Origin of the sequence: Streptomyces sp. NPDC059224 (assembly GCF_042754285.1) — a bacterium.
GTDB lineage: Bacteria > Actinomycetota > Actinomycetes > Streptomycetales > Streptomycetaceae > Streptomyces.
Genome location: NZ_JBHZAN010000037.1, coordinates 16,611 through 35,033 on the forward strand (window position 1 = coordinate 16,611; position 18,423 = coordinate 35,033).

The following is an 18,423-nucleotide window of genomic DNA, read 5'->3' on the forward strand; positions in this document are numbered from 1 at the left end:
TATGGGCGTTTCGCCCCTGTTGTCGGAATGGCTTCCCCTCGGTGCCGGGGCCGCAACCCGCGAACAGGTGTGAAGACGGTGAATCAGGGGGTGCATGCCGAAGGCCTGTTCGGAAACGGCGTTCCCGAACAGGCCTCGGCGGTCAGGCGGTACGGCGGGACGGACCCGTCAGCACCACGGAACGGCGTGGCCGATCCGGACGTAGTGGCCGGAGACGTACCCCTTGCGGTGCGGGAGCCGGTACCAGGTGTGGTTGCCGCGCACCGAACCGCCGTACGTCTTGCAGGCCACCGGGACCAGCCGGTTGCTGTGACGGTGACCGACCACGTGGTAGCGGGTGCTCGGGCCGGACCGGACGTTGAGCCGGACGTGGCGGGTGGTCACCCGGCCCACGGTGCGGTAGTCGTGGTGGCGCTGTACCGCCGGGGCGGGCAGGGTGGTGTAGTTGTAGTACTGGACGATTCCGTGCGGGGCCGGAATCGGCGCGGCGGCGCTGGCGGGGGCCGCCCCCAGCGAGGGCAGGAACGCGAACACCGCGATGGTGGCCAGCAGGCCGCTCTTCAGGATCCGACGGGACATGGAAACCTCCGTGCTGTCGTCCTCGTGACCACGAACGGTGATCACGATTCGGAGGATTGCCATGGCCGACGGCGGTCATGTCGTCCCTGCGTTCCCCGGGACGCCTGGGACGTTCCCGGGGACGGGACTCAGCCCGTCCGGTCGTGGGCGGAGAGGCGCTCGACCGTCTTTCCCGTCCGAGTGAAGGTCCGGGTGACGTATCCCGACGAGTACACCCACAGGATAAGCAGCGGGGTGTCCCCGACGTTGCGGAACAGGTGGGGAACGGGAGACGGGACGCAGGTGGTGTCGAACCGCTCCAGCCGGGTCACCTCGCCGTCCACCCACACCTCCGCCTCACCCTCCAGGACGGTCACGCGCTCGCCGCAGTTGTGCGAGTGCACGGGCGCTCCGGAGCCCACCGGACAGACACTCATGCCCACTGGTGATCAGATTCTCCCCGCCGCCGGCGGCGTGGTGATCGGCGGTGTCGTCGCGACCGCGCCGCGCCCCGGTCGAGCAGGGGCACGTCCTGGTGGAGACGATCGCCCGTTACTGCTGGGGCAACGAGTTCTGAGTGCTCCGCCGTCGTGGCCGGCCGCGCAGTTCCCCGCGCCCCGCACGGGCACGAGGATGCGCGAGCAACCACACTCCACCCGCTCCCATCCCGCAACACCAGCCCGGCAGAGGCTAAAGCACCTCCGCAAAAGTCACCGTGCGCTCCGTCAGCAGCGGCAGCACCACACCTGTGATCACCTCGGCGAAGTGGGCCGAGGCCCGGTGCGCCTCGAACCCCTCCCGGTCGGCGTACCGCTCGTACAGCAGGAACCCGCCCGGCTCGCCCTCCACGGCGTGCACCTCGTACATCAGGTTCGCCGGCTCGGTGCGCGTGGCCTGGCGCGCCTCGAGAAGCGCGGCGCGCACCGTCGCCGCGTCGGCGGCGGAGCAGCGGTAGTGGGCGACAACGGCGTATGTCATGGGTTTCCTCCAGGAGACGTGTCCGGCCCGCCGATTCCAGCATGGATCATGAGCCCGACGGCCCGCGCACGGCGCAACCAATGCCTTCCCCCACGGGGCTGGTGGCCCCCCTCCCACATGGTGTCTCGTCGCATCCGGCCCGCACGGGCGGCGCCGCGGACGACGGAGGAAGTGATCTCCATGCGCACGCTGGAATCCCTCTTGGGCGGGGAGTGGACGAGGACCGGCGAATGGATCGACGTCCGCGATCCCGCCGGCGTCCGCACCCCGCTCGATCGGGTTCCGCTCCTGTCCGCGAAGGACGTCATCCGCGCCTGCGACCACGCCGAGCGCGGCTTCGCGGCCCGGAAGCGCACCAGCCCCTTCGAACGGGCCCGGATCCTGACCGAGGCGACCGGCGAGACCCTCAAGGCCGTCGAGTCCCTGGAGCACTGCGCCGGTGTGGCCCGGCAGGGCTACGGCGTCCTCCTGCACGACGTACGCCCGAACCACCGTACGCACACCCAGCGCAAGCCGATCGGCGTGATCCTGGTGATCAGCCCCTGGAACGACCCGCTGATCACCCCGGCCCGCAAGCTCGCCCCGCTGCTGGCCGCCGGCAACGCGGCCGTGTTCAGGCCGGCCACCGAGACACCGTTGTCCGGCCTGCACTTCGCCCGCGCCCTGCACGACGCGGGCCTGCCCGCCGGGGTGCTCAACGTGGTCACGGGCCGGACCGCCGAGATCGAGGAGGCGCTCCCGGACGACCCGAGGATCGCCGGCGTCACCTTCACCGGGTCCGACGCCGTCGGCAACCGGATACGGCGCCGGCTCGCCGACCGCTCCGTCCGCTTCCAGGGCGAACTCGGCGGCGAGAACGCCTCGGTGGTCCTGCGTGACGCCGCCCGGCCGCCGCCAAGGTGGTCGGCGCCGCTTCCTTCGGCCAGGCCGGCCAGTGCTGCACCGCCATCAGCCGGGTGATCGTCGAGCTGCCGGTGTACGACGAGGTCCTCGCGCTGCCGCTCGCGGAGGTGGCGGCGCTGACGGTCGGTCCGGGCACCGACCCGGCGACCTCGGTGCCCGCTGGCCGGTCCGAAGCAGCGCGACGGTGTCCTCGCGGACCTGGGCAGGGCGGTGGCGGAGGGCGCGACCGTGCTCACCGGAGGGCGGGTGGCCGCCGAGCGGCCTCACGGCTGCTACGTGGAGCCCACCGTCCTCGCGGACATCACCCCGACGACGGCTCTCTGGCGCGAGGAGGTCTTCGCACCGGTCCTCGCCGTGCGCGCGGTCGACGACTTCGAGGCGGCGGTCGCGGCGGTCGACGACTCCGTCTTCGGCCTCGCCGCCGCGGTGTTCACCCGCGGCCTGGCCTCGGCGTAGCGCTTCGCCGAGGATGCCGAGTGCGGGCAGGTCGCCGTCGACACGACGACCACCGGCTGGGACGTGCACCTGCCGTTCGGGGGGTTCCACGATTCCGGCACGGGCTACAGGGAGCAGGGCGAGGAAGTCCTGAGGTTCTCCACCCGCGTCAAGACGGTGGCCGTGCACTTCGGCGCCTGAGCAGGACAAGAGAGAGGAGAGCCCCTGTGGCTGACGAGACGGTCGGTGTGGTCGGTGCCGGAATCGTAGGCCTCGCCACGGCCCGCGAGATCGCCCTGAGCCGCCCGGGCACCCGGGTCGTGGTGTTCGAGAAGGAGCCGGAGGTCTCCCGGCACCAGACCGGCCACAACTCCGGTGTGGTGCACGCGGGCATCTACTACACCCCGGGCAGCCTCAAGGCCGACCTGTGCGTGCGGGGCGTGGCGCTGCTGCGCGAGTACTGTCAGGACCGGCAACTGCCGTACCAGGAGATCGGCAAACTGGTGGTGGCCGTCCGCGAGGACGAACTGGGCCGCATGGAGAACCTCTACCAGCGGGCCAGGAACAACCACGTGCCGGAGCTGCGGAGGATCTCCCGCGAGCAGATCAGGGAACTGGAGCCGCACGCCGGCGGTATCGCGGCCCTGCACTCACCGCGCACCGCGATCACCGACTACCCGGCGGTCGCCAGGGCCTTCGCGCGGGACGTCGTCGCCTCCGGCGGTGAGGTGCGGCTGGGCTTCCCGGTCACCTCGATCGCCACGGTGGCCGGGGGCATCGAGGTCGGGTCCGGCCAGGACCGCGTGCGCGTGGACCGGCTGATCCTCTGCGCCGGCCTGCAGTCCGACTCGGTCGCCAGGCTCGCGCAGGACCGTCCAGAGCCCCGGATCATCCCGTTCCGCGGTGAGTACATGCTGCTGAGGCCGGACCGGACGGATCTGGTGCGCGGCCTCATCTACCCGGTGCCGGACCCCCGTTACCCCTTCCTCGGCGTGCACTTCACCCCGCGCGTCGACGGCTCCGTGGAGGTCGGCCCCAACGCCGTCCTCGCCCTCGCCAGGGAGGGCTACCGGCGCAGCCGGATCTCGCCCCGGGACCTGCTCGGCCTCGCCGCCTACCCGGGGGCCTGGAAGATGGCCGCCCAGCACTGGCGCACCGGCGTCAGGGAGTACCGCGGGTCCTTCTTCGCCTCCGCCTTCATGAAGGACGCCGGGCAGTACGTCCCGGAGGTGGGCGTACGCGACGTGGTGCGCGGCGGAGCGGGCGTACGCGCCCAGGCCCTGGACCGCGACGGCACGCTCGTCGACGACTTCCGCATCCACCGGGCCGGCCGGATCACGGCCGTGCGCAACGCCCCCTCGCCGGCCGCGACGGCCTCCATGGCGATCGCCGAACACATCACCGCGGTCGTCTTCGAAGACGCCTGAACCGGTGGCCGTTTGCCCCGCGGACGAATGGATCCTGGGCCGAGGTATCTCCGAGGTCCTGAACCGGCCGGTCGAGGGCTGAGCGCCGAGCACGCCCGTACCACCGCCGACGTGTTCGTCCGGGCCGCGCAGCGCGGTGTCGACTCGCACGGCACCGCGCGCGTCCCGCCTGCCGGACCTGCTCGCCAGGGGCGTCGCCGACGCCGAGCCGCGGCTCACCGTCGAGTCGACGGTCCCGGCCGCCGCCGTCCTCGACGCCGACCGCGCGCCCGGCCCGGTGGCCCTGACGGCCGCCGCGGACAAGGCGGTACGGCGGCCCCGTGAGGCCGGCATCGCCTCGGTGGGCGTGCGGCGCACGGTCCGCACCGGCGCCATCGGCTACTACGTGTCCCGGATCGCCGGCCAGGGCCCGGTCGGGCTCGGGTCCGTGGCCGGCATGCCCACCATGGGCTGCGCCGGTGTCCAGGGCGCGGCCGTCGCCACCAGCCCCCTCGCCATCGCCGTACCGGCCCGCGAGCATGCCCCGCTGCTGCTGGACATGGCCACCGTCACCATCGCCCTCGGCGGGATCCGCCAGACGCGGGCGAGCGGCCCGCCGCTGCCCGAGGGCGCGGCCGCGACGGCGGACGGCGCCGCGACGACCGACCCGGAACAGGCGGTCATGCCGCTGCCTCCGGGCGGCGCGAAGGGTTCCGGGATGTCCTGGCCTTCGTGGCGGCGGTCGACGACACCCTGGGCACGCTGTAGAGCGTGCCGGTCACGGCGGGTGCAAACGGCGCGTCCTGTCCGGGGAGCGCAGCGCGGCGGTGGCCGGGGAGCGGGCGGAGAAGGGGGTGCCGGTGGCGCCGAAGGTGTGGCTGGAGATGAGGGAACAGGCGGAGCGACTGGGCGGGACGGTGCCGGTGCGGCAATTTACTTGAGTTACGCAACGATGTGGTAAACTGGCCGGTATGTCCACAGAACCCCTGCCGGTCTTCCCCGCCGCCAGCCCGGAGGTCATGGAGATCGAGCGTGCGCTGACTCGCATCACCTATCTGAGCACCCGGGCCCGGCAGCACGAGCGGCTGATGGCGCTCGCCGGCGTCCCGCTGGACCGCGCCGCGGTGGCTCTGCTGCGCCAGATCGCCGACTCCGAGCCCCTGCGCCCGGGGGAGCTCGCCCAGCGGCTCGGCGTCGAGGCGTCCCATGTGACGCGCACGGTCCAGCAGCTCCAGCGGACCGGCCACGTCACCCGGGCCCCCGATCCCGACGACCGCCGCGCCCAGCGGATCGAGCTCACCGACGCCGGACGGGAGGCCGTCGACCGGGTCCGGGACGCCGGGGCGCGCGGGATGCAGCTGGCCCTGGCCACCTGGAAGCCGGAGGAACTGCGCGAGCTGGCCACGCTGTTCCACCGCATGGTCGACGACTTCCTGGCCTACGCGGTCGAGGACGAGCCCGGCCAGGAGCCCGGCGGGACGGTGCCTTCCGGCCGCAGCGTGTGACGGGGCGCCGCGCTCGCGCGACCCGGCGGCGAACGGGCCGGTACCGCCCGGTAATATGCGGCGCCAGGTCTTCCGAGGAGGCGTCGTGGCCCGATCCGAACGTTCACCGCTGCTGCTGGCGGGACTGCTGGCCGGCGCCGCAGTGGCCCATTTCGCGGCCCCGAAGTCCTTCGACGCCACGATCCCGAAGGCGCTGCCCGGCCCGCCCCGGGCCTGGACCTACGGCAGCGGGGCGGTGGAACTGGCACTGGCGGCCGGCATCGCCCTGCCGCGCACCCGCGGGACGGCGGCCCGGGCGGCCGCCGCCTTCTTCGTCGGCGTGTTCCCTGCCAACGTGCAGATGGCCGTCGACTGGCAACGACGGCCGCAGCCGCTCAGGACCGCGGCCCTCGTCCGCCTGCCGCTCCAGATCCCCCTGGTGCTGTGGGCCCGCGGTGTCGCGCACCACGTCGCGCACCACGAGGAGGGCCGATAGATGGCGGGAACCGTCGAGGCAGGAAGCAGGATCGAGGACTTCGCGCTGCCGGACGAGACCGGGACCACGCGCACGCTCACGGAACTCCTCGCCGACGGGCCGGTGGTCCTCTTCTTCTATCCGGCCGCCCTGTCGCCCGGCTGCACCACCGAAGCCTGCCACTTCCGGGACCTCGCGGCCGAGTTCGCCGCCGCCGGCGCCCGGCCCGTCGGGATCAGCGGGGACAGCGTCGAGCGCCAGCAGGAGTTCGCCGGGAAGCACACGCTCGGCATGCCGCTGCTCTCGGACGCCGACGGCACGGTCCGTGAGCGGTTCGGCGTCAAACGCGGCATCGCCCTGGCCCCCACCAAGCGGGCCACCTTCGTCATCGCCCGGGACCGCACCGTCCTGGAGGTGGTCCGCAGCGAGCTGCGCATGAACACGCACGCCGACCGGGCGCTCGCCGCGCTCCGCGCCCAGCGGGGCTGAGACCGCCTCTCCCCGCGCTTGATGCGGTGGGACACAGGTCCCATCCTGGGGCGTATGAAGCGTGTCGTGGCCGCGGCGGTCATCGATGCCCTGGGCAGGGTGACGGGGTGGAGCGAAGGCGCGCGCGCACTGACCGGACACCCGGCGGAGCAGGTCGTGGGGCTGCCCGCCGCCGACCTGCTCGCCGAGGCGGTCCCCGCGGCGGTGCTCGCCGCCCGCGCCGGGACCGTCGCCCTGCGCCACGCCGACGGAGGCCGTACGGAGATCGCCCTGACCGCCTGCCCGGTCCTCGGCCCCGACGGCGGGACCACCGGATACGTCCTGACCGCGGACCCGCCCGCGGGGCCCGGGCCGACCCTCGCCGAACAGGCCTTCCAGCAGGCCTCCATGTCCATGTCGGTCTTCGACGTCCACCAGCGCTGCCTCCGCGTCAACGACGCGGTCTGCCGGGCCATGGGCGTCCCCGAGGAGGCCCTGCGCGGGCGTTTCTTCCTGGACGCGGTCGAGGACGTCCCGCACGGCCAGGGCTTCCTGAGCCATCTGCGACAGGTCGTCGAGACCGGCCGGCCCACCCGCTACGAGAGCTTCACCGGCGCCCCGGCCCTGAGCCGGGAGCACGCCTGGAGCATCGAGATGTGGCCCCTGCGCGACGACGGCGGCGAGCTGACCGCCGTCGCCCTCGCCGCCTTCGACAGCACCGAGCAGTACCTGGCCCGGCTGCGGCTCGCCCTGCTCAACGAGGCGTCCACCTCCATCGGCACCACCCTGGACGTGGTGCGCACCGCCGAGGAGGTCGTCGAACTCATCGTCCCGCGCTACGCCGACTTCGCCAGCGTCGACCTGCTCGACTGGGTGCTCTCCGCCGAGGAACCGCCCGGCATCCCGCAGGGGGACATCGTGCTGCGGCGCGTCGCCCACGGCTCGGCGAACGAGGGCACCCCCGAGGCGGCCGTGCGACTGGGGGAGATGGAGGTGCACCTGGAGTGGTCACCGCCGGCCCGCGCGCTGCGGGAGGGGCGCGCGGTGGTCAGCCAGGCCGGCGAGCCGGAGTTCCGCCGCTGGGTACAGGAGCGCAACGCCCGTTCGCCCGAGGGCCGTGCGCACCGGCAGGGCGTCCACTCCATGATCGCCGTACCGCTGCGGGCCCGGGGCGTGCTGCTCGGCGTCGCCGTGGGAGTGCGCATGCGCCACCCCGACGACTACGCCATGGACGACACGGTGTTCGCCGAGGAACTCGGCAGCCGCGCCGCCGTCTGCATCGACAACGCCCGCCGCTTCGCCCGCGAGCGTTCCACCGCCCTCGCCCTCCAGCACAGCCTGCTGCCCAGCGGCCTGCCCGGGCAGGCCGCCGTCGAGGTGGCGCATCGCTATCTGCCCTGCGGATCGGTGGCCGGCATCGGCGGCGACTGGTTCGACGTGATCCCGCTCTCCGGCAGCCGGGTCGGCCTGGTCGTCGGCGACGTCGTCGGCCACGGCATCCGCTCCTCCGCCACCATGGGCCGGCTGCGTACGGCCGTACGCACCCTCGCGGACGTCGACCTGCCCCCCGACGAACTCCTCACCCACCTCGACGACCTGGTCACCCACCTCGCGGCCGGCGGCAGCGGCGAAGAGGTCGCCGAACTGGGCGCCACCTGCCTGTACGCCGTCTACGACCCCGTCTCGCGCCGTCTCTCCCTCGCTGCGGCGGGCCATCCGGCGCCCGCCGTCCTGCTGCCCGGCGGCGAGGCCGCGCTGGTCGCGATGACAGCGGGACCACCGCTCGGCGTCGGCGGTCTGCCCTTCGAGGCGGCCGAACTCGACCTGCCCGAGGGCGCCGTCCTCGCCCTCTACACGGACGGCCTGGTCGAGGACCGGGACCGGGACGTGGACCGGGTCACCGAGGAGATGTGCCGGGCGCTGAGCGCGCCTGCCGACTCGCTGGACGCCCTCAGCGACAACGTGCTCAAGGCCGTCCTGCCGGAACAGCCCTCCGACGACGTCGCCCTGCTGCTGGTCCGCACCCGCGCCCTGGGCGCCGACCGGGTCGCCACCTGGGACGTCCCGCCCGACCCCGCCGAGGTCGCGCACTTCCGGCAGGAGGCCACCGAACGCCTCACCGCCTGGGGCCTGGACGAGGCCGCATTCGTCACCGAACTCGTCGTCAGCGAACTCGTCACCAACGCTATCCGCTACGGCGAACCGCCCATCCAGCTGCGCCTGATCCGCGACCGCGCGCTCATCTGCGAGGTGTCCGACGGCAGTTCGACCTCCCCGCATCTGCGGCGCGCGCACGCGTACGACGAGGGCGGCCGCGGCCTGCTCCTGGTGGCCCAGCTCACCGAGCGCTGGGGCAGCCGCCAGACCGGCAGCGGCAAGACCATCTGGGCCGAACAGCCGCTGCCCGAAGGGCCGCTGCCGGCCGTCGAGGACTGACCGCGCGGGCCGGACCCGGCACCGGCCCGGGTGGCCGAGCCGTGCGCGCCGAGCTTCGGTCAGCCCCTGCCGGCGTCCGCCGCGACCTGGGCGAGGGTACGGCCCGAGGCCACCGAGCGGGCCCGCCGGGGATCGGGCGTGCCGTGGCCGCCCGAGCGTGCGGCTCCCTTCTTCACCAGCAGCCAGGCGTCCTCCCCGTCGTGGCCCCGGAACCGGGTCAGCGCGTACTCGCCGTGCAGCTTCGCCCCGTGCAGCCGGAACGTGGCGTGCCCGTGCTCCAGCGACCGGGCGAAGCCGACCGGCCGGCCCCCGCGGTCGTGGCTGAGCGGCTCGTACCAGCCGTGGTCCCAGACGATCACGGTGCCGCCCCCGTACCGGCCCTTCGGGATCACGCCCTCGAAGTCCTCGTACTCCAGCGGATGGTCCTCGGTCGGCACGGCCAGCCGCTTGTCCCCGGGATCGGCCGACGGGCCCTTCGGTACCGACCAGGACTTCAGGACCCCGTCGGCCTCCAACCGGAAGTCGAAGTGCATCCGGCGCGCGTCATGGATCTGCACCACGAACCGGGGCCGCCCGCCGTCCGGCCCGGTCCGCCCGGACGGCTCCCGGGTCCGCCCGAAGCCACGCCTGTCACGATAGGTACGCAGCCGCTCGTCGCCACCCATCGAGGCTCCCTTCTCCGGAGACACGCCGCGAGTACCCGGACCCGTCTCTCCGATCAGCCTGCGGCGTGCTGCCCGATCCCGTCCAGTTCGGTGATGGCGTCCTCGGGGAGCACCAGGGCGGCGGCCGCGATGTTCTCCCGCAGGTGCTCCGGCGAGGAGGTGCCCGGGATCAGCGCGATGTTCGGGGACCGCTGGAGCAGCCAGGCCAGCGCGACCTGCTGTGCCGAGGCGCCGAGCCGCTCCGCGACCTTGGCCAGCGTGTCCGACTGGAAGGGGCTGAAGCCGCCCAGCGGGAAGTACGGCACGAAGGCGATGTTCTGGGCCGCGGTCCGTTCGACCAGGGCGTCGTCCTGCCGGTTGGCCAGGTTGTACAGGTTCTGCACGGTGACCACGGGCGCGATCGACTGGGCCTCGGCCAGCTGCCGCGGCGTGACCGAGCTGACCCCCAGATGCCGGATCAGGCCCGCCTCACGCAGCTCGGCCAGCGCGCCGAACTGGTCGGCGACCGGGTCCTCGTTGGGACGCTCGGCCGTGCCCAGCCGCAGATTGACCACGTCCAGCGTGTCCACCCCGAGGTTCCGCAGGTTGTCGTACACCTGCGCCTTCAGGTCCTCGGGATGCCGCATCATGACCCAGTTGCCGTCGGCGTCACGCCGGGCGCCCACCTTGGTCACGATGTGCAGGTCCTGCGGGTAGGGGTGCAGGGCCTCCCTGATGAGTTCGTTGACGACCACCGGACCGTAGAAGTCGGCCGTGTCGATGTGCGTGACGCCCGCCTCGACCGCGGCCCGCAGCACGGCGACGGCCCGGGCACGGTCCCTCGGCGGGCCGAAGACGTGCGGGCCGGCCAGCTGCATGGCGCCGTAGCCGACGCGGGTCAGGGTCAGGCCGTCCACCGGGGTCAGGGTCCCGGCGAGCTGTGCGGTCATGTGTCGTGCCTCTCCGAAGGTGCCGGGGGAGACCGGTCGGGTCCGGTGTCCCTCCTCGGTGTCCACCCTGCGGCGGACGCCAGGGACGTGGCTAAGCCCTGGCGTTCCTGGGAGTGGCAGGACCAGGAACACCGGGCGGCCGGACCGTAGGGTGGGGGGCGTGGACGGTTCGAACGCGCTCGGTGAGTTCCTGCGTGCCCGCCGGGCGCTGGTGCGGCCCGAGGACGTGGGGCTGCCCGGCGGCGGCCTGCGCAGGGTGCCGGGGCTGCGCCGCGAGGAGGTCGCGCTGCTCGCCGGCATCAGCTCCGACTACTACCTGCGGCTGGAGCAGGGCCGCGACCGCAACCCCTCCGCCCAGGTGCTGGAGGCCCTGGCCCGGGTGCTGGGCCTGGACCCGGACGCCACCACCTACCTCGTCGCCCTGACCCAGGACCGCCCCGCCGACGTACGGCACGCCCGGCTCACCCGGGACCCGCACCAGCCCGAGCAGGTGCCCGGGACCATCCTCCAGCTGATCAACGGCTGGACCCGCAACCCCGCCTACGTCCAGAACCGCTACACGGACATCCTGGCGGTGAACGAGCTGTGCACCGCCCTGTCGCCGAACTACACGCCCGGGGTCAACCTGATGCGGGCCGTCTTCCTCGACCCGGCCGAGCGGGAGCTGCGCCGTGACTGGGAGGACCTCACCGAGGAGGGTGTGGCCGCGCTGCGTGCCTACGCGGGCCCGGACAGCGACGACCCGAGGCTGCGGGACCTGGTCGGCGACCTCTCGCTGCGCAGTGAGCGCTTCCGCACCCTGTGGGCCCGGCACGAGGTACGGCCCCGGCGCGGCCGGATGAACCACCTGACCCATCCGCTGGTCGGCGACCTCGACCTGCAGTCCAGCAAACTGTCCATGGACGGCACCGACGGACTCACCCTGGTCGTCTGTCACGCCGAGCCCGGCAGCCGCAGCGCCGAACTGCTGGACATTCTCGGGAGCCTGACCGCCGGCGGCGCGGAGCGGGCGGCTCCCCAGGAGCAGGTGGGGGAGCACGTGGAGGAGCACGGCGAGGAGCACGCGGAGGAGCAGGGGGATTAGCCGCGGCCGCCCGGGCTAGAACTCCTCGTGGCTGTCCGGGTCGCCGCCGAGCCGCCGGTGGGAGCGCTCGGAGACGGCCGCCATCTGGGCGGCGTCCAGTTCGAAACCGAACAGGTCCAGGTTGGCGCGCTGCCGCCCGGCGTCCGCCGACTTCGGAATGGGCAGGGCCCCGAGCTGGACGTGCCAGCGCAGCACCGCCTGGGCGGGCGTCACCCCGAGCGCCCCGGCGACGGCGACGACCGCCGGGTCGTCGAGGAGCCGCACGTCCCGGCCCAGCGGGCTCCAGCTCTCGGTGACGACGCCCTTCTCCGCGTGGAAGGCCCGCAGCTGGTCCTGCGGGAACAGCGGATGCAGTTCCACCTGGTTCACCGAGGGCAGCACCCCGGTCTCCCTCTCCAGCCGGGTGAGGTGCTCCTGGGTGAAGTTGGAGACGCCGATCGAGCGGACGAGCCCCTCCTCGCGCAGCTTGATCATCGCCTTCCAGGAGTCGACGTACTTGCCGACCCGGGGGTTGGGCCAGTGGATCAGATACAGGTCCACGTACTCCAGGCCCAGCCGCTGCCGGGACTCCTCGAAGGAGGCGAGGGTCTCCTCGTAGCCGTGGTGGCGGCCCGGCAGCTTCGTCGTCACCAGCACCTCCTCACGGGGCACCCCGCTGCTCGCGACACCCCGGCCGACCCCGGACTCGTTGCGGTAGTTCACCGCCGTGTCCACGAGCCGGTAGCCCAGCTCCAGCCCGTCACGGACCGCCTGCTCGGCCTGCGCGTCGTCCATCGGCCAGGTGCCCAGGCCGGTGGCGGGGATCGTCGTACCGTCGTTGAGCTCGTACGCCGGAATGCTGATCACGATGTGGCCTTCCCTCGACTGTGTCGTCCCCCAGCCTCGTGGACCGGGCGGACGATGATCAACCCGGGCCGGGTGCTCCCTTCCGCGGTGCGCGCCGGGCTGTCACGATCTTCACTGGACGGGTACCGACGACCACTCGGAGTACGCATGACGACGGAACGGGGCACGGCACGACGGGCACAGGGGGTCGCCGGAGCCGAGGTGAGACCCGTCGCCGGGCACATCGGAGCCGAGATCACCGGCGTCGACCTGGGTGCGGAGCTCGACGACGCCGTGGTCACGCTGATCCGGGAGGCGGTGCTGCGCTGGAAGGTCGTCTTCTTCCGCGAGCAGCGGCTGGACCACGCCGGCCATGTCGCCTTCGCCCGGCGGTTCGGCGAGCCGGTCGTGCCGGGGCGGCGGGGCAGCGCCTCACCGGCCGGCTTCCCCGAGGTGGAGACCACCGCCGACCGGCTGGAACTGGGCGGCCGGTTCGGCATGGAGCACGAGGAGTGGCTCCAGCGCCGCCGGCACACCCTGCTGCGCGGCTGGCACTGCGACCACGGCGCCCGCATCGACCCGCCCGCCGCGACCATCCTGCGCGCCGAGACCGTCCCGCCGTACGGCGGCGACACCACCTGGGCCAACCTGGCCGCCGCCTACGCCGGGCTCTCCGCGCCCGTGCGTGCCTTCGTCGACGGCCTGCGCGCCGAGCACCGCCTCGGCGTCGGCTACCAGCCCCGCCCCGGTGACGACGCGTATCTGCGCCACCTCCTCGACCACCAGGTGGCCTCGGTGCATCCGCTGGTGCGGGTCCATCCGGAGAGCGGCGAGCGGGTGCTGTACGTCAACGGCTACTACGTCGAGCAGATCACCGACGTCTCCCGCCCGGAGAGCGCGGCACTCCTGGAGATGCTGCTCGAACAGGCGGTACGGCCCGAATACACGGTGCGCTTCCGCTGGGAGCCCGGCAGCGTCGCCTTCTGGGACAACCGGGCCACCATCCATCTCGCGCCGAGCGACAACGCCCACCTCGGCCTCCCCAGGGTCATGCACCGGGTGATGCTGCACGGCGAGGTGCCGGTCGGGGTGGACGGCAAGCCGTCGGAGCCGGTGACCGGCACGGAGCCGGGCCGCTGGTGACTCAGAGGACGGTTCCCGGTCGCCAGCCGAGTGCCGGACCCAGGTGGGCCGCCATGTCCGTGAGGATCTGGACGTAGTCCTCGTGCTCGAACGTGAACGGCAGCGCGAAGGCCACCTCGTCGACCTCGCGGAACCCGGCGTGCGCGTGCAGCCGTTCGACGAGCTCCGCCGAGGTGCCCACCAGGTCCGGTGCGAACAGCAGCCGCGCCGGGCCCTGTGGGCTCCTGGTACGGGGGAGGCGCTTGGCCGCGTACGCCTCGTACTTGGCGCGCTGCGCGGGCGTGGCGGAGTCGGTAGGGATGACGACCAGGCCCTGCGAGACCCGGGCGGCCTCGCCGTCCGGGTGATGGGCGCGGAACTCGCGGATGTGCGACAGCTGGATCTCCGCGAAGTCGTTCGCGTCCTCGGGGTCCCCGGCCCGTACGACACTGCTGGTCAGGAAGTTCATGCCGTGCTCGCCCGCCCAGCGCGCCGAGCTCAGGCTGCCGCCGCCGTACCAGAGCCGCCGTCCGAGCCCGGCGGAGTGCGGCTGGACCACGTCGGAGAACACCTCGAAGCCCTCGACCCCGCTGAAGTCGGTGGCCGGCTTGCCCCGCACCAGGTCCAGCAGCCGCCGCACCCGTTCGTAGCCGAAGTCCTCGGCGTCCGCCGTGTCCGGGTAGAGGGCTTCCCTGACCCGCTCGTAGTGCATGGGCGGGCCCACGCTCACCCCGGGGTTGAGGCGCCCTCCGGACAGGATGTCGACGGTCGCCAGGTCCTCGGCGAGCCGCAGCGGGTTCTCCCAGCCCAGCGGGATCACCGCGGTGCCCAGTTCGATACGGCTGGTGCGCTGCGTGGCCGCCGCCAGAACGGCCACCGGGGACGAGATGCCGTACTGGAGGTGCCGGTGGCGCACCCACGCGCTGTCGAAGCCGAGCCGTTCGCCCAGCTCGATGATCTCCAGCGTGGACTCGTGACCCCTGCCCGGATCCGCCCCGTCGAACAGGCCGATGGTCAAGAAGCCCAGTCTGCGCAGCGGGCGGGGGGTGGACGGCACGGGTCCTCCAGCGGTCGTACGTCAGTTCTGCCCCGATTGTGGCACCCGAACGTTGCGGGAGTGTGATCGGCTTCGGATCAGGTCAGGGGGATGACGATCTCGTCCTCGACCGGCGGTTCCAGCTCCTGCGCGCGGTTCCCGGTCGCGGCGAAGCAGCGCAGCCGTACCGTCTCCGGGCTCACGTCGAGGCGCAGGAAGCACTTGAAGAAGGGCGGGGTGTAGGTGGCCGAGCCCGGGGAGAACAGCTGCGTGTAGATCTTCTTCACCGGCAGCCGGAACCGGGAGGTGCGGTCCGGGTTGCCGCCGGCCCCCAGCAGGCTCGCCACCAGCCGGGTGCGGCGGGTGACCCGGGTGTCCGGGCCGGGCGTGCGGCCGGGCTTGATGCCGAGGCGTTCGGCGATCACGGCCGTCGCTTCCCCGGCGGTGAGCGTGAAGAACCGGGGCATGCGCAGCCGGCGGCCGTACAGGCGGCTGTAGAAGGCCAGGGAGTCACCGCGCAGCGGGTAGCAGCGGAAGTCGTCCTCGGTGACGCCCGCCACGGAGACCCGTGGGATGGTGTGGGTGGCGTGCATGAAGGCACCGCCGCCGCCCGCGACCACGTACTGGACGGTGCGGCCGGCCACGTCGACCGGGTAGCGCTGGTAGTTGTGGATGTCGCCGCCGATCGCCGCCACGTAGTGGTGGGCCGGGTCGCGGACGATGTCGTCGACCGTGCCGCCGCCGTCGATCGGGCACGGATGGTGCTCGCCGTCCACGTACAGCGGGGAGCCGGTGACCAGGATCTTCGGGCGCGGCCCCCGGGACACCTCGCGCAGCCAGGCGCCCTGTTCGGCGTCGACCGTGCCGAGCAGGCCGGTGTCGATGCCGACGATCCGCAGCGGGCCGGCGTCGATGGCCCAGTACGGGCCGGGCTGTACGGCCGCCTGGCCCGGCGCCGACCGCAACGTCCTCGCCTGTGCGAGGAGTTGCTCGTCCGCCGGGCTCGGCCGGTGCCACAGCAGGGTGCGCCACCAGGCGCGGGAGAGCGGACGGGGCTTGGGCTCGGGCGGCAGGGCGGGGGCGTCGTCGCAGAAGACCCGCATGAACGCGCCGAGGCCCTCGTACCAGTCGTGGTTGCCGGGTATCGCGTAAATCGGCGCGGGATAGTCCTGGTACGGGCGGAAGAACTTGGTGCCGTAGTCGTCGGTGGCGCCGACCGGATAGATCACGTCGCTCGCGATCACCGCGAAGTCGGTGTCCTGACTCGCCTTCAGGAAGCCGGGCACGACCGCGTACTGGGAGTCGTCGCCCTCACCGGTGTCACCGATCACCATGAACGAGAACCGGTCGGCCTCGGTACGCCGGACCACCTTGTCGTCCGCTGCCCCGCCGGCCGTCCGCTGCGCCACCCAGCGGCCGCGGGTGGTGCCGGTGGGGTCGCCGAACCAGGACGCCAGCACGCCGTTGCGGGCGGCCCACATGGTTCTGGGGTTGAACCAGAACAGCTTCTCGACATGGCTCGGCATCAGCCGGCGGTAGGCGCCGCGTTCGGCCTCGCCCCAGCCGGCGCCTTCTGCGGTATCGCGTGAGGAGTCAGACACGCGGGCACCGTAGCAACGATCAACGAGCGGGCACGGTGGAGGGGTTGGTGTCCGGCGGCGCGGTCACCGGTCGTAGGGGTTCGGGGGGCGCCGTACGGGCCCACGGGACGGGTGGGGCGCCGTACCGGCCGGGGCCGCCGGGTGCCGGGCGGCCCGGAGCCGGCGGCCGTGAACGGGCCTCCCGCGACGGCCGCGGCGCCCCCGCCGTGCGCGCCGCCTGCCGGTTCCCGTCGCCCTCGCCCAGCACCAGCGGCGGATCGGACATCACCACCACCCCGGCCAGCAGCAGGAAGACGGCCGGGCCCAGCAGCACGGGGAGCAGCAGCGAGGTGGGGGACGCGTCCGACCACGAGGTGGCGGACGCCGGATGCACGTCGACACTCACCGCCGCCATGGCGGTGAAGTGCATGCCGGACACCGCCAGGCCCATCGCCAGGCTGGCGCCGAGGCCGGCCGGGAAGCCCCGGACCGACACGGCGGCCCACAGGGCGGCCGTCGCCGCCGCGATCGCGATCAGCACCGAGAGGGCGACCGTGAACCGGTCGTAGTGAATCGTTCCGTCAAGGCGGAGCGCCGCCATGCCCAGGTAGTGCATGGCGGCCACGCCGAGACCGGTGATGACACCCGCGGTCGAGAGTGTGGCGGCCGTCGCGCCCAGGTAGCCGCCCGCGAAGACGCCGATGCCGGCCACCCGGATCGCCACCGCCAGACTGAGCAGGGTCAGGGCCGCGTCGTAGTGGATCGTGGTCTCCTGGACATGGAAGCCGATCATGGCGATGAAGTGCATCGTCCAGATGCCGCAGCCGATCGAGGCCGCCCCCGGCGCGAGCCGGCCAGGCTTCCACGGCTGCCCGCCGTCGTGGAGCGGGCGGACGGTGCAGCGCAGCCCCAGCGCTCCGCCCAGACAGGCCATCAGACAGGCCGCCACCGGAGTGACCGCGCGGTGGTGGAACCCGCTCGTCGTGCCGTGCATAGAGGCAACTCCCCCCAGAGTCGCTACTGTTGCGGGGGAAGGTACTTCGCTCCGGCGGTGCGCGCCCCGGCATTCACCAGGACGTCGGGCCCCCCTCGTGCACCACCGGGCGGGGCCCGGGGTTCAGGGGGCGACGATCTTGATCGCGCTCATCCAGCCGTGCCCCTCGGGGCGGTTCTGCAGGGCCATGTGCAGCAACTGGATGCCCTCCAGTTCGCGGGCGTGCCGGAGCCCGCCGACGACCACCGGGTTGAGCCCGCCGGAGGAGACCAGGTCGGCGACCTGGTCGCGGGCCGCCGCGTCGTCGCCCGCGATGAACACGTCCAGCGGCAGCCCGCCGACCTCGCCCGCGACCAGTGCGCCCGCGAACGTGGTGTTGAAGGCCTTCACCACCCGGGTGCCCGGCGCGGCCGCGGCCGCGATCTGCTGGGCGCCGGAGCTGTCCGGGGGCACGGTGAGCGAGTCGAAGGTGGCGAAGTCCACCGGGTTGGAGATGTCGACGACCGTCTTCCCGGCGAGGTGGTCCCCGTACTCGACCACCACCTGCTTGGCGACGTCGAACGGCACGGCCAGCACCACCATGTCCGCCGAACCGACCGCGTCCGGCACGGCGGGTGCCACGTCGGCGTCCGCCATGCGCGCGCCCAGGGCGTCGGCGAGGGTGGCGGCCTTCGCCGGATCGGTGCCGACCAGCCGGACCGTGTGCCCGCCCGCCAGCGCGCGGGTGGCGATACCGCCCGCCATGTTGCCTGTGCCGACGATGAAGACCCGCATGGATGCGCCCTTTCCGCGAGGGTGGGAGCTGCCGGCGCCCGGACCGGGCCGCAGTTCGGAGTAAACAGGATAAATCGCCCGATCGGCGACGGCTCGGGCTGACCGCCGGACCTGCCACCGTCACCTGGCGCGACACATCGCGCGCGAAGAGTGCCGGCCCGCGTCCGGGGGCCCGGCGGGCGAGCGGCCGGCCTGGTCCGTCGTGGGGGGCGGGAGTTGCGGCCGGGGGCGCGCCTCCGCCGACCCGTCCGGCATAGGGAAAACCCTCGAA

At 73.1% G+C, this 18,423-nt stretch carries 19 protein-coding genes and 1 pseudogene; 10 read left to right on the forward strand and 10 right to left on the reverse strand.

Annotated features, from left to right (window positions below; translation table 11 throughout):
* Positions 1-168 precede the first annotated feature (168 nt).
* The 3 genes from ACFXI4_RS34410 to ACFXI4_RS34420 form a co-directional block, all read right to left on the reverse strand.
* Positions 169-579 carry an SH3 domain-containing protein gene (locus ACFXI4_RS34410; RefSeq protein ID WP_384998441.1) on the reverse strand — a complete coding sequence of 137 codons (411 nt, stop codon included), beginning with the start codon at positions 577-579 and terminating at the stop codon, positions 169-171.
* Positions 580-707: 128 nt separating this feature from the next.
* Entirely contained in the window at positions 708-962 is a 255-nt protein-coding gene (locus tag ACFXI4_RS34415) for a cupin domain-containing protein (protein WP_384998443.1), read from the reverse strand.
* 286 nt (positions 963-1,248) lie between these two features.
* Complete coding sequence (locus ACFXI4_RS34420; protein WP_384998446.1) at positions 1,249-1,536, reverse strand: putative quinol monooxygenase; 288 nt, start codon at positions 1,534-1,536, stop codon at positions 1,249-1,251.
* A 180-nt stretch (positions 1,537-1,716) separates the two neighbouring features.
* Between ACFXI4_RS34420 and ACFXI4_RS34425 the strand changes: the two genes are divergently transcribed.
* From ACFXI4_RS34425 to ACFXI4_RS34460, 8 genes and pseudogenes are all read left to right on the forward strand, one after another.
* Positions 1,717-2,496, forward strand: coding sequence for an aldehyde dehydrogenase family protein (locus ACFXI4_RS34425; protein ID WP_384998449.1), 780 nt, complete (start codon positions 1,717-1,719; stop codon positions 2,494-2,496).
* Positions 2,436-3,075: pseudogene (locus ACFXI4_RS34430) on the forward strand (aldehyde dehydrogenase family protein). The gene ACFXI4_RS34425 and the pseudogene ACFXI4_RS34430 overlap by 61 nt, the downstream one beginning before the upstream one ends.
* A gap of 26 nt (positions 3,076-3,101) precedes the next feature.
* Positions 3,102-4,301 carry an L-2-hydroxyglutarate oxidase gene (lhgO, locus tag ACFXI4_RS34435; RefSeq protein WP_384998452.1) on the forward strand — a complete coding sequence of 400 codons (1,200 nt, stop codon included), beginning with the start codon at positions 3,102-3,104 and terminating at the stop codon, positions 4,299-4,301.
* Between the two features lie 136 nt (positions 4,302-4,437).
* On the forward strand, positions 4,438-5,241 hold the full coding sequence (locus ACFXI4_RS34440; protein ID WP_384998455.1) for an Ldh family oxidoreductase: 804 nt from the start codon (positions 4,438-4,440) through the stop codon (positions 5,239-5,241).
* A 10-nt stretch (positions 5,242-5,251) separates the two neighbouring features.
* Positions 5,252-5,785 carry a MarR family winged helix-turn-helix transcriptional regulator gene (locus tag ACFXI4_RS34445; protein WP_384998458.1) on the forward strand — a complete coding sequence of 178 codons (534 nt, stop codon included), beginning with the start codon at positions 5,252-5,254 and terminating at the stop codon, positions 5,783-5,785.
* Between the two features lie 85 nt (positions 5,786-5,870).
* The gene (locus ACFXI4_RS34450) at positions 5,871-6,260 is read left to right on the forward strand and encodes a hypothetical protein (RefSeq protein ID WP_384998461.1); all 390 of its coding nucleotides are present in this window, start codon (positions 5,871-5,873) and stop codon (positions 6,258-6,260) included.
* Entirely contained in the window at positions 6,261-6,728 is a 468-nt protein-coding gene (locus ACFXI4_RS34455; RefSeq protein WP_384998464.1) for a peroxiredoxin, read from the forward strand.
* Positions 6,729-6,782: 54 nt separating this feature from the next.
* Positions 6,783-9,143 carry a SpoIIE family protein phosphatase gene (locus ACFXI4_RS34460; protein ID WP_384998467.1) on the forward strand — a complete coding sequence of 787 codons (2,361 nt, stop codon included), beginning with the start codon at positions 6,783-6,785 and terminating at the stop codon, positions 9,141-9,143.
* A 59-nt stretch (positions 9,144-9,202) separates the two neighbouring features.
* On the opposite strand, the gene ACFXI4_RS34465 is transcribed toward ACFXI4_RS34460, so the two are convergent.
* Both ACFXI4_RS34465 and ACFXI4_RS34470 read right to left on the reverse strand, forming a co-directional pair.
* Complete coding sequence (locus ACFXI4_RS34465) at positions 9,203-9,808, reverse strand: DNA polymerase ligase N-terminal domain-containing protein (protein ID WP_384998470.1); 606 nt, start codon at positions 9,806-9,808, stop codon at positions 9,203-9,205.
* 53 nt (positions 9,809-9,861) lie between these two features.
* On the reverse strand, positions 9,862-10,737 hold the full coding sequence (locus ACFXI4_RS34470) for an oxidoreductase (RefSeq protein WP_384998473.1): 876 nt from the start codon (positions 10,735-10,737) through the stop codon (positions 9,862-9,864).
* Between the two features lie 160 nt (positions 10,738-10,897).
* On the opposite strand from ACFXI4_RS34470, the gene ACFXI4_RS34475 reads away from it, so the two are divergent.
* Entirely contained in the window at positions 10,898-11,821 is a 924-nt protein-coding gene (locus ACFXI4_RS34475) for a helix-turn-helix domain-containing protein (protein ID WP_384998476.1), read from the forward strand.
* A 15-nt stretch (positions 11,822-11,836) separates the two neighbouring features.
* On the opposite strand, the gene ACFXI4_RS34480 is transcribed toward ACFXI4_RS34475, so the two are convergent.
* Positions 11,837-12,667: an aldo/keto reductase gene (locus tag ACFXI4_RS34480; protein WP_384998479.1), complete on the reverse strand. Its 831-nt coding sequence runs from the start codon at positions 12,665-12,667 to the stop codon at positions 11,837-11,839.
* A gap of 147 nt (positions 12,668-12,814) precedes the next feature.
* On the opposite strand from ACFXI4_RS34480, the gene ACFXI4_RS34485 reads away from it, so the two are divergent.
* A complete protein-coding gene (locus ACFXI4_RS34485) occupies positions 12,815-13,789 on the forward strand; it encodes a TauD/TfdA dioxygenase family protein (RefSeq protein WP_384998482.1) in 975 nt (324 codons plus the stop codon).
* 1 nt (position 13,790) lies between these two features.
* Here the strand turns inward: ACFXI4_RS34485 and ACFXI4_RS34490 are convergent, their stop codons facing one another.
* The 4 genes from ACFXI4_RS34490 to ACFXI4_RS34505 all read right to left on the reverse strand — a co-directional run bounded on the left by ACFXI4_RS34490 (position 13,791) and on the right by ACFXI4_RS34505 (position 18,152).
* Positions 13,791-14,825 (reverse strand): LLM class flavin-dependent oxidoreductase, encoded by a 1,035-nt coding sequence (locus ACFXI4_RS34490; protein WP_384998485.1) that lies wholly within the window; start codon positions 14,823-14,825, stop codon positions 13,791-13,793.
* A 77-nt stretch (positions 14,826-14,902) separates the two neighbouring features.
* Positions 14,903-16,405 (reverse strand): metallophosphoesterase family protein, encoded by a 1,503-nt coding sequence (locus ACFXI4_RS34495; protein WP_384998488.1) that lies wholly within the window; start codon positions 16,403-16,405, stop codon positions 14,903-14,905.
* A gap of 19 nt (positions 16,406-16,424) precedes the next feature.
* Complete coding sequence (locus ACFXI4_RS34500; RefSeq protein WP_384998491.1) at positions 16,425-17,378, reverse strand: MHYT domain-containing protein; 954 nt, start codon at positions 17,376-17,378, stop codon at positions 16,425-16,427.
* Between the two features lie 123 nt (positions 17,379-17,501).
* Positions 17,502-18,152: an NADPH-dependent F420 reductase gene (locus ACFXI4_RS34505; protein ID WP_384998494.1), complete on the reverse strand. Its 651-nt coding sequence runs from the start codon at positions 18,150-18,152 to the stop codon at positions 17,502-17,504.
* Positions 18,153-18,423: the final 271 nt, after the last annotated feature.

Excerpts from the sequence above, each read along its gene's own strand:
- ACFXI4_RS34410 (WP_384998441.1), bottom strand. The coding sequence starts at position 579 with ATGTCCCGTCGGATCCTGAAGAGCGGCCTGCTGGCCACCATCGCGGTG.
- ACFXI4_RS34420 (WP_384998446.1), bottom strand. The coding sequence starts at position 1,536 with ATGACATACGCCGTTGTCGCCCACTACCGCTGCTCCGCCGCCGACGCG.
- ACFXI4_RS34425 (WP_384998449.1), top strand. The coding sequence starts at position 1,717 with ATGCGCACGCTGGAATCCCTCTTGGGCGGGGAGTGGACGAGGACCGGC.
- ACFXI4_RS34445 (WP_384998458.1), top strand. The coding sequence starts at position 5,252 with ATGTCCACAGAACCCCTGCCGGTCTTCCCCGCCGCCAGCCCGGAGGTC.
- ACFXI4_RS34455 (WP_384998464.1), top strand. The coding sequence starts at position 6,261 with ATGGCGGGAACCGTCGAGGCAGGAAGCAGGATCGAGGACTTCGCGCTG.
- ACFXI4_RS34460 (WP_384998467.1), top strand. The coding sequence starts at position 6,783 with ATGAAGCGTGTCGTGGCCGCGGCGGTCATCGATGCCCTGGGCAGGGTG.
- ACFXI4_RS34465 (WP_384998470.1), bottom strand. The coding sequence starts at position 9,808 with ATGGGTGGCGACGAGCGGCTGCGTACCTATCGTGACAGGCGTGGCTTC.
- ACFXI4_RS34470 (WP_384998473.1), bottom strand. The coding sequence starts at position 10,737 with ATGACCGCACAGCTCGCCGGGACCCTGACCCCGGTGGACGGCCTGACC.
- ACFXI4_RS34485 (WP_384998482.1), top strand. The coding sequence starts at position 12,815 with ATGACGACGGAACGGGGCACGGCACGACGGGCACAGGGGGTCGCCGGA.
- ACFXI4_RS34500 (WP_384998491.1), bottom strand. The coding sequence starts at position 17,378 with ATGCACGGCACGACGAGCGGGTTCCACCACCGCGCGGTCACTCCGGTG.
- ACFXI4_RS34505 (WP_384998494.1), bottom strand. The coding sequence starts at position 18,152 with ATGCGGGTCTTCATCGTCGGCACAGGCAACATGGCGGGCGGTATCGCC.